Annotated in this window: 13 protein-coding genes; 11 read left to right on the top strand and 2 right to left on the bottom strand. The window is 58.6% G+C overall.

Annotated elements, in window-relative coordinates:
• Positions 1-194 precede the first annotated feature (194 nt).
• The gene (locus tag K7431_RS04415) at positions 195-815 is read left to right on the top strand and encodes a hypothetical protein (protein WP_224265928.1); all 621 of its coding nucleotides are present in this window, start codon (positions 195-197) and stop codon (positions 813-815) included.
• On the opposite strand, the gene K7431_RS04410 is transcribed toward K7431_RS04415, so the two are convergent.
• Positions 767-1,099: a hypothetical protein gene (locus tag K7431_RS04410; RefSeq protein WP_012724826.1), complete on the bottom strand. Its 333-nt coding sequence runs from the start codon at positions 1,097-1,099 to the stop codon at positions 767-769. The two genes, K7431_RS04415 and K7431_RS04410, sit on opposite strands and share 49 nt — an antisense overlap.
• Complete coding sequence (locus tag K7431_RS04405; protein WP_224265927.1) at positions 1,096-1,404, bottom strand: phosphomannomutase; 309 nt, start codon at positions 1,402-1,404, stop codon at positions 1,096-1,098. Before K7431_RS04405 ends, K7431_RS04410 begins: the two co-directional genes overlap by 4 nt.
• Positions 1,405-1,623: 219 nt before the next feature.
• Between K7431_RS04405 and K7431_RS04400 the strand changes: the two genes are divergently transcribed.
• The 10 genes from K7431_RS04400 to K7431_RS04355 all read left to right on the top strand — a co-directional run bounded on the left by K7431_RS04400 (position 1,624) and on the right by K7431_RS04355 (position 12,980).
• Positions 1,624-2,064 carry a low molecular weight protein-tyrosine-phosphatase gene (locus K7431_RS04400; protein WP_012724825.1) on the top strand — a complete coding sequence of 147 codons (441 nt, stop codon included), beginning with the start codon at positions 1,624-1,626 and terminating at the stop codon, positions 2,062-2,064.
• Positions 2,065-2,244: 180 nt separating this feature from the next.
• The gene (locus tag K7431_RS04395) at positions 2,245-4,467 is read left to right on the top strand and encodes a polysaccharide biosynthesis tyrosine autokinase (protein ID WP_012724824.1); all 2,223 of its coding nucleotides are present in this window, start codon (positions 2,245-2,247) and stop codon (positions 4,465-4,467) included.
• 73 nt (positions 4,468-4,540) lie between these two features.
• Positions 4,541-5,878: a UDP-glucose dehydrogenase family protein gene (locus K7431_RS04390; RefSeq protein ID WP_012724823.1), complete on the top strand. Its 1,338-nt coding sequence runs from the start codon at positions 4,541-4,543 to the stop codon at positions 5,876-5,878.
• Between the two features lie 8 nt (positions 5,879-5,886).
• Positions 5,887-7,188, top strand: a complete 1,302-nt coding sequence (locus K7431_RS04385; protein WP_012724822.1) for a lipopolysaccharide biosynthesis protein — start codon at positions 5,887-5,889, stop codon at positions 7,186-7,188.
• Positions 7,178-7,771 (top strand): acyltransferase, encoded by a 594-nt coding sequence (locus K7431_RS30945; RefSeq protein WP_277419553.1) that lies wholly within the window; start codon positions 7,178-7,180, stop codon positions 7,769-7,771. Before K7431_RS04385 ends, K7431_RS30945 begins: the two co-directional genes overlap by 11 nt.
• A gap of 1 nt (position 7,772) precedes the next feature.
• Positions 7,773-9,005 carry a glycosyltransferase family 4 protein gene (locus K7431_RS04375; protein WP_012724820.1) on the top strand — a complete coding sequence of 411 codons (1,233 nt, stop codon included), beginning with the start codon at positions 7,773-7,775 and terminating at the stop codon, positions 9,003-9,005.
• Positions 8,983-10,305 carry an O-antigen ligase family protein gene (locus tag K7431_RS04370; RefSeq protein ID WP_012724819.1) on the top strand — a complete coding sequence of 441 codons (1,323 nt, stop codon included), beginning with the start codon at positions 8,983-8,985 and terminating at the stop codon, positions 10,303-10,305. Before K7431_RS04375 ends, K7431_RS04370 begins: the two co-directional genes overlap by 23 nt.
• A gap of 31 nt (positions 10,306-10,336) precedes the next feature.
• Positions 10,337-11,482, top strand: a complete 1,146-nt coding sequence (locus tag K7431_RS04365) for a glycosyltransferase (RefSeq protein ID WP_012724818.1) — start codon at positions 10,337-10,339, stop codon at positions 11,480-11,482.
• Positions 11,479-12,048 carry an acetyltransferase gene (locus tag K7431_RS04360; protein ID WP_043205501.1) on the top strand — a complete coding sequence of 190 codons (570 nt, stop codon included), beginning with the start codon at positions 11,479-11,481 and terminating at the stop codon, positions 12,046-12,048. The genes K7431_RS04365 and K7431_RS04360 overlap by 4 nt, the downstream gene beginning before the upstream one ends.
• The gene (locus K7431_RS04355) at positions 12,045-12,980 is read left to right on the top strand and encodes a glycosyltransferase family 2 protein (RefSeq protein WP_012724816.1); all 936 of its coding nucleotides are present in this window, start codon (positions 12,045-12,047) and stop codon (positions 12,978-12,980) included. The genes K7431_RS04360 and K7431_RS04355 overlap by 4 nt, the downstream gene beginning before the upstream one ends.
• The last annotated feature ends 27 nt before the right edge of the window (positions 12,981-13,007 follow it).

Raw genomic sequence — 13,007 nt, 5'->3', positions numbered from 1 at the left:
CCTGTAAAATGCCGTTTGGTTCTAACCTAATTATTAAAAAAAATAGTATTAAGCTTTGGCTGTATCAGGAAAATGCATTTTAGCCTGAAGCCTCGCCGGGCTTTCAGCACCATCCTGACCGTAGATAACGTTGTAATTTCCCCGACGCTCAGGTCTGATGGCGCCGAAAGGGGCACGTCGATGGTTGGGGAATGATGCGCGCAGAACTTGCACACTATGGCGGCATTACCGTCATGATTCCGGCCGCCATCATCATTGCGGTGTGGCTGAGGTATTCGAACCCATGGGCACTTCGCGCCTGGATCATCACCGTCGGCGTTAGTTATTCGATTGTCGCGTTCAGTAAGTTGCTGTTCAAAGGCTGGGGTTTGTCGTTTGAGCCTTTGGACATTGCCGTATTAAGTGGGCATGCCATGAACACGACCCTGATGATCACCGTGGCAGCGAGTCTGATTGCGCGCCAGTTCAATCCGCGATTAGGCTGGCCGGCGGCGGGGGTGGGGTTAATGGCCAGTGCCTGGTTCAGTGCCTATTGTGTTGCGCCTTACATCCATCCGCTGAACGAAGCATTGGCCGGTGCCACGCTGGGGGCTGTGGCGGCCATGGCGTTTCTGTGGCGAATCGAGCCCGTTGACGTCAAGGTTTCCCCGGCCTACATCGGTGCCGGCCTGGCAGCCTTGCTGGTGTGCGCCATGGCGCCCAAGTACAACGCCGAATTGCTGCTCAACCGCGTGGCAATCACCCTCTCAGGTGCCGAACGCGCCCATCAAGAGCCTTCCTGGCGACTGGAGGCGGCGCACAGCAGGGCCGAGTAAGTCACCAGGTCCAGCGCCCGGTTGCTTTCCACCATCAGTTCCAGCAACACCGTTTGCGCGTTGAAGCGCTGCACATCACCGCGACGCCGCGCCTCGATCATCTGCTTGAACAGCGTATGGGTGATCTGCTGCGGCGAGCTGCCCTGCAGCTGTTCCAGCCAACGGCCGATCGCCAGGGTATTGCGCCGGTACTGTGTGCCCACCGCCGGCTCGGCGAAACCTTCAAACATCCCCGTGAGCTTTCTCAGCGCGTAACTGCGTATTACATCGTCCAATAGGCTCATGGCCGCTCCTCAGTGCCGGAGATATTCGCCAGCAATTCGGCGGTCTTGACCTGCATGAACTGGCTGTCGCCACGACTTTCCACGCACAGGCACACCGACGCCGCATCACTGACCTGCAACTTGAAACGCCAATCGGCAAACACCATCGACAGCCCAGAGCCGGACTCATCGCTGTCCAGGGAGTTATCGGCATACAACACCTGCATGCGCTCGACGACGCGGGTCGAGTTATTCACTTCAACATGAATATTTCCCGAAGAAGGAAATAGGCCAATACGCTCTACCAATAACTTTGATGTGTTCATGGCCGTCCCTCGTTGTTGCTCTCAGGCGGCACTTTATTATGCGAAAAGGGAAAAGTAATGGAATGTTATTTTTAGTCGGTTAATACACTTTTGTTATTTTTCGTCTGTCTCGATGGGTAGTCGAAGTCGTGGGCTTGTGATCATAATCGCCTCGCTGCTTGAAGTAAGGTCATCCCTTTTACTACCGGGTTAATACAGTACGGCGCGTGGGAGGTTGCCTTGTTCAATAGGATTTTGATTGTGTGCGTCGGCAATATTTGTCGCAGCCCCACGGCAGAAAAGTTACTGCGCAACGCGCTTGCGTCCTCCGCCATAGAAGTGAGTTCGGCGGGGCTGGCCGCGTTGCGTGATAGTCCTTTGGAGCCCACGGCTTCACTGGTGCTTGCCGAGCATGGTCATGCGCCTGGCACACACCGGGCGCGTCAACTGACGAGCGATGCGGTGAGTGACGCGGACCTTGTCCTGGTGATGGAACAGCGGCACATCGACGAGGTGCTCAGCCTCGCCCCGGAGGCTCGGGGCAAGGTGTTCCTGCTGGGTAAATGGCAATACAACCGAGAGATCATGGACCCTTATCGTCAAGGCAAGCCGGCCTTTGTTCACGCGTATGCGTTGATAGAACAAGCCACTCAGGCATGGGCACAACGCTTAGTTAGTTAAATGTGCGTGGAGGCGGTTGGATACTCTAAGGGATCCGTTGGCGTTGAATAGTTAGGAATATTGTTGGGCAGGCTCGAGTGAGAGTTTGTGTATTGAGTGAAGCCGTTAAACGTGCATGGAGCCGGGCGTCTTGCACCCTGTGCCATTCCTTGACTATTGGTTAGAAAAAAGAACTGACTTATGCAATCAGCACCCGCAATCGCGTCGCACAACGGCGAAGAAACTGATCTCGACTTCATGCTGTTGTTGGGCACTTTACTGGACCATAAGTGGCTGATCGGTGGCATCAGTATTGCGTTTATGGCGTTGGGGGCGGCGTACGCCGTGTTGACGCCTCCTATTTACCAGGCGACTGCGCTGGTTCAGGTGGAGCCGAAGAAAAGCGACATGCTGGGTTTTTCTGACGTCGGCAGCTTGCTCGGCAAGGAGTCGCCCACGGTCACGGAAGTTGAACTGATCCGTTCGCGAATTACCATTGGCACCGCTGTCGACAACCTCAATCTCGATCTTGAGGTGAAGCCCAAGCGCTTTCCATTGATCGGCGACTTCATGGCTCGGCGCTTCAAACCCGCCCAGGCGCAGGCGGTCGCCAGCCCATGGCTCGGACTGTCCAGCTACGGCTGGGGCGGCGAAGAGCTGAGATTTTCGCAGTTGCACCTGCCTGCCGATCTGTTGGGCCAGGCACTGACCCTGACGGCCAGTAGCGGCGACAGCTTTACCCTGTCAGACCAGGACGACACGGTGTTGCTGACAGGGCAGGTGGGTCGTTATTACGAAAGCGATGGCATCAAGCTCAAGGTCGAGGTACTTCAAGCCAACCCTGGCGCGCAATTCAGCGTAATCCGTTCACCGCGGCTCACCAGCATTCTGCGCTACCAGAAGTTGCTCGATGTGGCGGAGCGCGGCAAGGAATCGGGAATTATCGGCCTGGCGCTGGAAAGCACCCGGCCTGCGGCGGCCATTCAAGTGCTCAATGAGGTGGCGCGTATCTATGTGCGCCAGAATATCGACCGCACGTCCGCAGAGGCTGCCCAGAGCCTGGCCTTTCTCAAGGATCAGTTGCCGCAGGTACGCAAGGATGTCGAGCAGGCTGAGACAGCGCTGAATAAGTTTCAGATCCGCAACAAAACCATCGATATCAGCCTCGAGGCCAAGGCGATTCTTGACCAGATCGTCGCACTGGACGCGAGCATCTCGGAACTCAAGATGCAGCAGGCCGAGATCGAACGAAAATTCACCCCCCAGCACCCGGTGTATCGGGCACTGCTGACACAATTGGCCGAGCTCACTGCACGTCAGAATGAGCTGGCCAAGAAGGTCGAGAGCCTGCCCACCACTCAGCAAGAGCTGCTGAGCCTGACCCGAGACCTGAAAGTCAGCACCGAGATCTACACGCAGTTACTGAACAAGTATCAGGAATTGGATGTGATGCGCGCCGGCACGGTCGGCAATGTGCGCCTGATCGACACGGCCGATGTCGACTTGAGGAACCCGATCAGGCCGCAAAAAGCCTTGATTGTCGTGATCGCCACGCTGCTCGGTGCCTTTGTCGCGATTGCACTGGTGCTGTTTCGCAAAGCGCTCAACCGCGGCGTATCCAACCCCAATGAACTGGAAAAACTCGGCTTGCCGGTCTACGCAGCGATCCCGTTCAGTGCGATCCAGAAAGACATGGACCAGAAGCTCGTTCGTACCAACAAGCCCGGTGCTACGCAGTTGCTTGCGCTCAGCAACCCAACGGACCTTGCCATTGAAGGGCTGCGCAGCCTGCGCACGAGTCTGCATTTCGCCATGTTGGAAGCCGGTAACAACCGCCTGATGATTTCCGGGCCCAGCCCGCAGGTTGGCAAGACCTTCGTCTCGTCGAACCTGGCAGCGGTGGTGGCTCATTCGGGGCAGCGAGTGCTGTTGGTGGATGTGGACATGCGCAAAGGCTACTTGCACAAGGTCTTTGGTATTCCGGCTGAGGACGGGCTGTCCGACCTCCTGGCCAAGCGCTGTGAGCTCGGTGCCGTGATCCATCCAACGGAGGTAGAGAACCTTCACGTCCTTGCGCGTGGGCGGATACCCCCGAACCCATCGGAGCTGCTGATGCATGCCAACTTCAGCGAATTCCTGGAGCACGTCAGCGCCCTGTATGACCTGGTGATCCTCGATACGCCACCGTTTCTCGCCGTTACCGATGCAACCATCGTCGGACGCCAATCCGGTACCAATTTGATCGTGGCCCGCTTCGAGCTGAACTCGGTGCGGGAGGTGGAATTGACGATGCGTCGTTATCAGCAGAATGGGATTGAGCTTAAAGGCGCGATTTTCAACGGCATTGAGAAACGCTCATCCGCCAAGTACGGGTACGGCGCCTACAGCTATTACCACTACGAGTACACCTCAGACAGCGTTTGATCTTGGATGGCAGGCAATTGCAGTCCAACGCGCAGCACGTCTACCACTGGCCGCAGGTTCAAAGAGAAACGCTATGAAAGTCACCGTTTTTGGCATTGGTTATGTAGGGCTGGTCCAGGGGGCGGTACTCGCTGAAGTCGGTCACGACGTGCTGTGTGTCGATATCGATGCGCATCGGGTCGAACGCCTCAAGCAGGGGCACATCCCGATTTATGAGCCAGGCCTGGAGACCCTTGTCAGGGAAAACCATGCGGCCGGTCGCTTGAATTTCACCACCGACGCCGTGGCTGCGGTCAAGCACGGCGAAGTGCAGTTTATCGCCGTGGGCACACCACCGGATGAAGACGGTTCGGCCGACTTGAAGTATGTGCTGACGGTGGCCGAGACCATCGGGCAGCATATGCAGGCCCCGCTGACCATCATCGACAAGTCCACGGTTCCCGTAGGTACGGCCGACAAAGTCAGTGCGCGCATTGCCGCCATGCTCGCCGTGCGTGAGCGCGCCGACTTGGCCTTTGACGTCGTGTCCAACCCAGAATTTCTCAAGGAAGGCTGCGCGGTGGCTGACTGCATCAGGCCGGACCGTATTGTCATCGGCACTGCCAGCCGGCATGCCGAAGCGGTGATGCGCGAGCTCTATGCGCCGTTCAATCGCAACCACGAAAAGATCATTGTGATGGACGTGCGCAGCGCTGAGTTGACCAAGTACGCTGCCAATTGCCTGCTCGCCACCAAGATCAGCTTCATGAACGAGATGGCCAACCTGGCCGAGAGATTGGGTGCCGACATCGAGATGGTACGCCAGGGGATCGGTTCCGATCCGCGTATCGGCTATCACTTTCTCTATGCGGGGGCGGGGTACGGCGGGTCGTGCTTCCCGAAGGATGTCCAGGCGCTGATCCAGACGGCCGAGACCATCGACTTCGATGCCACGCTGCTCAAGGCGGTGGAGCGGCGCAACGTTGAACAGAAACACAGCGTGTTCAACAAAATATCCACGCACTTCAACGGCGAGCTGGCGGGGAAGACATTCGCGCTCTGGGGGCTCAGTTTCAAGCCCAACACCGATGACATGCGCGAGGCGCCAAGCCGCGTATTGATGGAAGCCCTTTGGCGTGCGGGGGCCAAGGTGCAAGCCTTTGATCCGGAAGCCATGGAGGAAACCCAGCGCATTTATGGCGACCGCGATGACCTGCGCCTGTGCGGCACCAAGGAAGCTTGCCTGAAAGGCGCCGACGCTTTGCTGATCATCACCGAGTGGCAAGTCTTCAAGGCGCCGGATTTCACCGTGATCCAGCAGCAGCTCAAGCAGCCGCTGATCTTCGACGGGCGCAACTTGTTCGACCCCGCCAGTGTGCTGAAGAAAGGTATTCACTACGTATCCATCGGGCGACCTCTCAACTCGGTATAGGTCTTCCCATGAGCGTGCTTAAAAGAATCGTCAGCGGCATTGGCGCCAATTCGTTTGGCCAGGTGGTGAACCTGCTGATCCAGTTGGTGAGTGTCCCGGTGCTGATTGCCAGTTGGGGCTTTGGCGCCTACAGCGAGTGGGTTGTGCTGTCCGCGATTCCGACCTATCTGGCGCTGTCCGACCTGGGAGTGACCACGGCGGCAGCGAGCAAGGTGGTGATCTGGCATGAACGAGGGCGGTTGAAGGTCGCGCGTGCGGTCTACAGCACCAGCTTTGCGTTTTTGCTGCTGACGGGGCTCAGCGTGTTGTTGCTGGCCTTGGGGTCGCTGGCTTTTTTTGATCTGTTCAGCCTGCTCAATCTCAAATCGATCAGGAGCGGTGATGGGGTGTTGATCCTCTCGGCCCTGACGGGCTATTCGCTGCTTTGCCTGTTTACGAACATGATCTCGATCCGCTACCGGGCCTGTAAAGCCCTGCCATTGTCGTCATTCATCATGAACGTCATCCGCATGCTGGAGTGGTCGGCCGCCTTGTTGTGTGCCTACCTCACTCAGAGCCTGGTCGCCACCAGCCTGATGCTGCTGGGCGTCCGTTCGGTTGGCATCGTGAGCAAGAACCTGATCGCCAATCGATTGGGCGTCACCCTGGGTTTCAACCCGTCAGCGATCGGCAGGCGCGCGTTCGTGACCTTGATCAAACCGTCACTTGCGTCGCTGGCCTTTCCCATTGGCCTGGCGCTGAACGTGCAGGGGCTGATCATTCTGTTGTCGGTGCTGCTGTCTCCGGCCCACGCGGCGATATTCGGCTTGTACCGGACCATTTCGCGGGTGCTGGTGCAGTTCTCGACGGTGGTGAACCAGTCCCTCTGGCCGGAAATTTCCTATGCATTCTCCATCGGTGACAACCAGTTGGTCAGGAAAATGATCCGGTATGCCTTGAAATTCTCATTGCCCATTGCGTGTGTGATGGGTGCGTTGGTGGTGCTATTTGGCGGGACGATTTTTGATCTGTGGTCGGGCCGCAAAGACGACTACTCCTCCAGCATCATGCTGGTGCTGATTATCGGTGCGCTGACCCACGTGGCCTGGCAAGTCTATTGGGTCGCCTTGATGGCGACGGCGTCCTATTCGTCATTTGCCGTGGTGTTCATGCTGGTGTCGGTCGCCAGCAGCCTGGCGGTATTTTGCCTGGCGCCAGACTATGGGTTGCTCGGAGTCTGCTATGTGCTGGTCGCTACCGAAGGGGTGCTGTTCTGCTTTGCCAAGCGCGGTTTTCATCGTCTCGAAAGGAGGATGGCCCGTGCTGATTAATCACCTGGTCCACCATCGATTGAAAGTCAGCCTGCTGAAGCCGGCCGGGCTCAAGTACCTGGCCAAGCGCTTACTGCTGCTGGGCCGATTGCTCAAGGCCCATCACCTTCAACGTGCCTTGCACCGACAGGGCGCCACCCTGGGATCGTTGGTGATGATCAACGCGGTGGAGTTCGAAGGTGCCGTGGCGCGTTTCAGCGTCGGCACCGGCAGCTTTATTGGCAAGCGCACGTTTATCCAATTGCATGCACCCGTTCGGGTCGGGGCGCATGTGGCGATTAATGAGGGGGTGCGGATCCTGACGGGCACCCATGACCTGGACGATCCCGCGTGGCGGCTGAAGGTGGCACCCGTTGTGATCGGCGATTACGCATGGATCGCCACCGACGCGATGATCCTGCCCGGGGTGACGATTGGCGAAGGTGCCGTCGTAGGCGCGGGCAGTGTGGTCGGCCGCAATGTGGAGCCGTACACCGTCGTGGCGGGTAATCCGGCGCGGGTCATCCGCTTGCGTGCGACGCGTACGTTTACCTACAGCCCGGTCCGGTCAAGTGCTGTCGTCGAAGCCTGGATGGGCAAATAAGATGATCCTGGTCGCTCATCCCGTCGGTAATCAGAATGTCCGTGCATTGCTACGCGCCTTGAATCAACGACAGCTGCTGCATTCCTTTCATACCTCGTTGGCCCTGCATAAGGATTCGTTGCTCTGCCGCCTACCGGTCGTGGGCAAGGAGTGTTTGCGGCGCACGTTTGATCAGGTCGACGGCGCTTTGCTGCACAGCTACCCGCGCTACGATGTGCCGCGCGTACTCTGCGACAAGCTGAAGTGGTACCGCTTCACGCAGCGCAACATCGGAATATTTTGCCCGGAAAATGTGTACAACCACATTGACCAGGCCAGCGCCAACTTCCTGCACAGGGCACCGCGCAAACCCAGCCAGGTGTACGGTTATGACGGCAAGTGCCTGGGCCTGTTCAGCGCGGCTCGGGACATTGGAGGCATCGCCCTCAATTATGAGGCCGCCTTCGGCTCTATCGCCTACGCGTGCAGGGTGCTTGACCATGAGCGCGAGGCCAACCCGGCCTGGCGGGCGAGCATTCCGAACATCAGTGACGACACGGTACGCAAACAGACCGCTGAGCTGGCGTTGGCGGACCGCATCATTGTGGCGAGCACGTTTGCCAAGCGAACCTTGGGTGATTACGGCATTGCCGCCGACAAAGTTGCGATAACACCCTACGGTGCCCCGGCGCCGATGCTGCGCCATGAGGTGAATGCCCGGCCAGGCGCGCGGTTGAAAGTGATTTATGTCGGTGCGCTGACCCAGCAAAAGGGCATCTCGTATTTTTTCGACGCACTGAGCCTTGCCGCGAGCAGCGTTGCCCTGGATGTCACCGTGATCGGCGCAGACTACGCCAACGGTCGCAACCAGGCGCTCAATAGTGAACTGAAGAAGTACCAGTGGTTCAGTTCTGCGTCCCACGATGAGGTCATCCGGCACTTGCAGGAGGCGGATGTACTGGTCCTGCCGTCACTCGCCGAAGCGTTCGGCCTGGTCGTCGGTGAGGCGCTGTCCATGGGGACGGCGGTCATCGTGTCGCAGAACTGTGGCGCGGCGGACCTGGTCGTCGATGGCGTCAATGGTTATGTGGTGCCGATCCGGTCCGCCGAAGCCATCGCCCACCGTCTGGTGGAGCTGGCGCAGGACAAGGAAAAACTCAACGGGTTGAAGCGCAACGCGGTGTTGTCTGCCGGTGGTACGACGTGGGAGAGCTACGCCAAGGGGGTGATGGATGCAATCCTTTGCCAGTCCTGACACGGTCAGCCTGCGTGAGCGCTACCGGGTCCGTGTGGTCAGTGCATTCGTGCTCATCTACCTGTTCATCCTGTTCGAAGGGATCTTGCGCAAGTGGGTGATGCCGGGCCTCAGCTCGGCCATCTATTTCATCAAGGACCCGATCGTCCTTTACATCTATTGGTGCGCCTACCGGTTCGGCTTTTTCTCGAAAAACCTGGTGTCGGCTTACTTCGTCGTACTGGTGTTGGTGTTCTTCGTGCTGGTGTCGGCGTTTTTGTTGACCCGTCCCGAAGGCTTCGTCATCTACGGGTATGGGGTGCGCAATTACCTGCTGTATTTCCCGCTGATATTTGTCGCCGGCAAGACGATCAGGCTGACGGATGTTTACCGTTTTGCCCGGATCACATTGTTCGCGGCGATCCCGATCAGCGTGCTGGTGGTGCTGCAATATTCGTCCGGGCCACAGGCTTACGTGAACAAGGGCATTGGCGATGATGACTTCATCTTCATGATTGCCGACGGCGTCGTCAGGCCTTACGGCACCTTTACCTTTACCGCCGGGCACGTGGTGTATGTGTCGGCGTGCTTTGCGTTCCTGGTGGCGGCGATTTTTGACAAGGCCTTGTTCCGTGCGGTGTTCGCGCGGCGTTATGTGCTCTTCGGCGTGTCGGCGGCTTCGGTGGCGGTGATGTGCTTCCTCACGGGGTCCAGGGCCATCTATGCGTACGCGGCAATTGTGCTGCTGGCCGCGCTGATGGTCGCCTTGATCAAGAAGTCGCAACGTAACCTGCTGTCGTTGTTTTTCCTGGCAGCTGCGTTATTCGTCAGCCTGCTGATCTTCATGTCCACCGACAGCTACCAGGTGCTGGTGGAGCGAAACCGCAGCGCGGTTGCCAGCGAAGGCTCGCCGGTCACTCGCGCGTTCTCCAGCCTGTATGCCTTCACCCGTGTGGTCGACGACGCACCCCTGTGGGGGCATGGCATTGGTTCAGGCACCAACGCGGCTTCGACAATCCTGCGCGCAGGGCGAGAGCAGGGCGCGGGGTTTCTATTGGCCGAAGATGAATGGTCACGAATCGTGCTCGAAATGGGCCTTCCCGCAGGGCTGATGTTCATCCTGTTCAGGGTATTCGTCCTGCTCTGGCTGCTGCTCAGGTCCTACAAGGCGTTGGTCAGGCAAGGCACGGGTGTCCCGTTGCTGCTGTGCGGCTTCCTGGCGCCGATTTTGTTCAACGGGGTAATGACCATGCAGGGCACGTTCCTGGCGTTTGGCGTGCTCTACGCCTGCCTGATCCTCGCGGCCTGCAAGAAAACCTGAATCAACTCAACGCATCAGCGGACGACAGCACTTGAAGTTACTTAGAATCATCTCTTCGGTTAAACCGGAAAAAGGCGGGCCCATCAACGCGGCTCGGGAAATCGACACGCTGCTCACCCAGGACGGGCATCGCGTGGATGTGCTGACGCTGGACGGCGCGTTCGCTGTCGACTATCCCGGCACCGTGCATTTCATGGGGCCAAGCCGGTTTGGGTACGGGCTGAACGGCAACATTCGCCCATGGCTGGAACAGCACGCGCGTGACTATGATTTTTTCATCATCAACGGTCTGTGGCAGTACCACGGCTTTGTTGCCCGCCAGGTGCTTAACAAGCTGGGCCGACCGTACATCGTGTACACCCACGGCATGCTGGATCCCTGGTTCAAGCACGCTTACCCACTCAAGCATTTGAAGAAATGGTTGTACTGGCCGTGGGGCGAATACCGGGTGCTGCGGGATGCGCGGCGCGTGGTGTTCACCAGTGAAGAAGAGCGGATCCGTGCACGCGAGTCGTTTTGGCTCTATCGCGCCAACGAAACGATTACGGCCTACGGTACTTCCAGCCCACCGCTCGACGATGCGCGCCTGGCCCACGACTTCGTCACTGAGCATCCGCAGCTCAAGGGCAAGCGGGTGGTGTTGTTCCTGAGCCGTATCCACGAGAAAAAGGGCTGCGATCACCTGTTGCAGGCCTTTGCTCAGGTGGCCGGGCAGGACGCGCGTTTGCACTTGGTGATGGCTGGCCCTGACCAAGGGGGTTGGGTGCAGGCGCTGCAGGCGCAGGCTGTGCAATTGGGTATCGCTGATCGCGTAACGTGGCCCGGCATGCTGCAGGGCGCCGCGAAGTGGGGCGCGTTCTACGCCGCCGAGGTGTTTTGCCTGCCTTCGCACCAGGAGAATTTCGGCGTGGTCGTGGCTGAGGCGCTGGCGTGCGGCAAGCCCGTGCTGATCAGTAACAAGGTGAATATCTGGCGTGAAATCGAGAAAGACGCCGTAGGGTTTGTCAGCGACGACACGGCGGCGGGCGCCCTGCAAAACCTGCAACGCTGGTTGCAGCTGGATGCGCCCGGTTACGCGCAGATGTCCCAGCGAGCCAAGGTGTGTTTTACCGAGCGCTTCCATATCCGGCGGGGTGCACAGCGCCTGCTGGAGATAGTGCGGGAGTGTTTCCCATGATTCTCCAAGGTAATGATCCGCATCGCTCACCGTCATTCTCCCTGGGCCATCGGTTGCGCCGTCAGCTCTGGAACATGGTGTATGTGTTGCTGTTTCGCACCAGCCCACGCCCGTTTCATGCCTGGAGGGCCTTCCTGCTCAGGTTGTTCGGCGCACGGCTGGGCAAGGGGGTGCACGTGTATCCACGGGCAAAGGTCTGGGCACCCTGGAATCTGGAGCTGGGTGACCATGTCGGTATTGCCGACGGCACCACCCTGTACAACATGGCGTTGATTCGCATCGGGCGCTACAGCGTGATTTCCCAGGGGGCCCATTTATGTGGCGGCTCCCACGACTACAACAGCAAGAACTTTCAGCTGTATGCAAAACCCATCGTGCTGGGGGACCACGTGTGGGTGTGTGCCGAGGCGTTTATCACCTTGGGTGTCAGTGTGGCGGATGGCGTGGTGGTGGGGGCTCGCACTTTGGTGATCAAGAGCATCGTGCAGCCATGGACCGTGCACGCCGGGCATCCGGCCCGGCAAATCGGCGAGCGTACCCAGCACCTTCAGGCGGTGATGCCATGAACCGTGAAACCATCAGCGTCATCATCCTCACCTACAACGAGAGCCTGCACATCGCCCGGGCCATCGACTCGGTGCGCGCCTTCAGCGATGAAGTGCTGGTGGTGGATTCATTCTCCAGCGACGACACCTGCGACATCGCCCGACGCCACGGCGCGCGGGTGGTGCAGCACGCGTTCATCAACCAAGCCAAGCAGTTCCAATGGGCGTTGGACAACTTACCGATCACCGGCAACTGGACGATGCGCCTGGACGCCGACGAAATCATCGAGGCCGACCTTGCCGCCGCGATCAATTCCCGCCTGCCGACATTGGCCAGCGACATCACCGGCATCAACTTCAAGCGCAAGCATATTTTCATGGGCCGCTGGGTACGCCATGGCGGCCGCTATCCCCTGAAGATGCTGCGGCTGTGGCGCACGGGCCTGGGGCGCATGGAAGACCGTTGGATGGACGAGCACATCTCGGTGGCCGAGGGCCGCACCATCACGCTGGAAGGCGGGTTTGCCGACCATAACCTGCATGACCTGACCTTCTTCACCCACAAGCACAACCAGTACGCCACCCGTGAAGCCATTGAAGTGCTCAACGCACGGCTTGGGTTGTTCGCGATCCGCGATGAAGTGCATACGGGGCAGAGTTCGTTCCAGGCCAAGGCCAAGCGCCTGATCAAGAACCGACTGTATAACCGCGTGCCGTTCACCCTGAGCTCGACGGCGTATTTCTTGTGGCGCTACATCATTCAACTGGGGTTTCTCGATGGCCGCAGCGGCCTGGTCTATCACCTGCTCCAGGGTTACTGGTACCGCTTTCTGGTGGGCGCGAAAGTGCTCGAACTGGAAACCGCGATTGCGCATTTAAACGATAAGGAAGCCATTGTCCGCGAACTTTCAACGTTGACCGGACATAACTTGAACCTGCCCACACCGAAGTAACTGACCGTTTTTAACAAACACCCAAGT

It is taken from the genome of Pseudomonas fluorescens group sp., from assembly GCF_020093335.1.
Taxonomy (GTDB): Bacteria; Pseudomonadota; Gammaproteobacteria; order Pseudomonadales; family Pseudomonadaceae; genus Aquipseudomonas; species Aquipseudomonas petroselini.
This window is presented reverse-complemented; position numbering and strand designations above follow the sequence as displayed.

Excerpts from the sequence above, each read along its gene's own strand:
- K7431_RS04360 (WP_043205501.1), top strand. The coding sequence starts at position 11,479 with ATGATTCTCCAAGGTAATGATCCGCATCGCTCACCGTCATTCTCCCTG.
- K7431_RS04355 (WP_012724816.1), top strand. The coding sequence starts at position 12,045 with ATGAACCGTGAAACCATCAGCGTCATCATCCTCACCTACAACGAGAGC.
- K7431_RS04370 (WP_012724819.1), top strand. The coding sequence starts at position 8,983 with ATGCAATCCTTTGCCAGTCCTGACACGGTCAGCCTGCGTGAGCGCTAC.
- K7431_RS04415 (WP_224265928.1), top strand. The coding sequence starts at position 195 with ATGCGCGCAGAACTTGCACACTATGGCGGCATTACCGTCATGATTCCG.
- K7431_RS04375 (WP_012724820.1), top strand. The coding sequence starts at position 7,773 with ATGATCCTGGTCGCTCATCCCGTCGGTAATCAGAATGTCCGTGCATTG.
- K7431_RS04390 (WP_012724823.1), top strand. The coding sequence starts at position 4,541 with ATGAAAGTCACCGTTTTTGGCATTGGTTATGTAGGGCTGGTCCAGGGG.
- K7431_RS04385 (WP_012724822.1), top strand. The coding sequence starts at position 5,887 with ATGAGCGTGCTTAAAAGAATCGTCAGCGGCATTGGCGCCAATTCGTTT.
- K7431_RS04405 (WP_224265927.1), bottom strand. The coding sequence starts at position 1,404 with ATGAACACATCAAAGTTATTGGTAGAGCGTATTGGCCTATTTCCTTCT.
- K7431_RS04395 (WP_012724824.1), top strand. The coding sequence starts at position 2,245 with ATGCAATCAGCACCCGCAATCGCGTCGCACAACGGCGAAGAAACTGAT.
- K7431_RS04410 (WP_012724826.1), bottom strand. The coding sequence starts at position 1,099 with ATGAGCCTATTGGACGATGTAATACGCAGTTACGCGCTGAGAAAGCTC.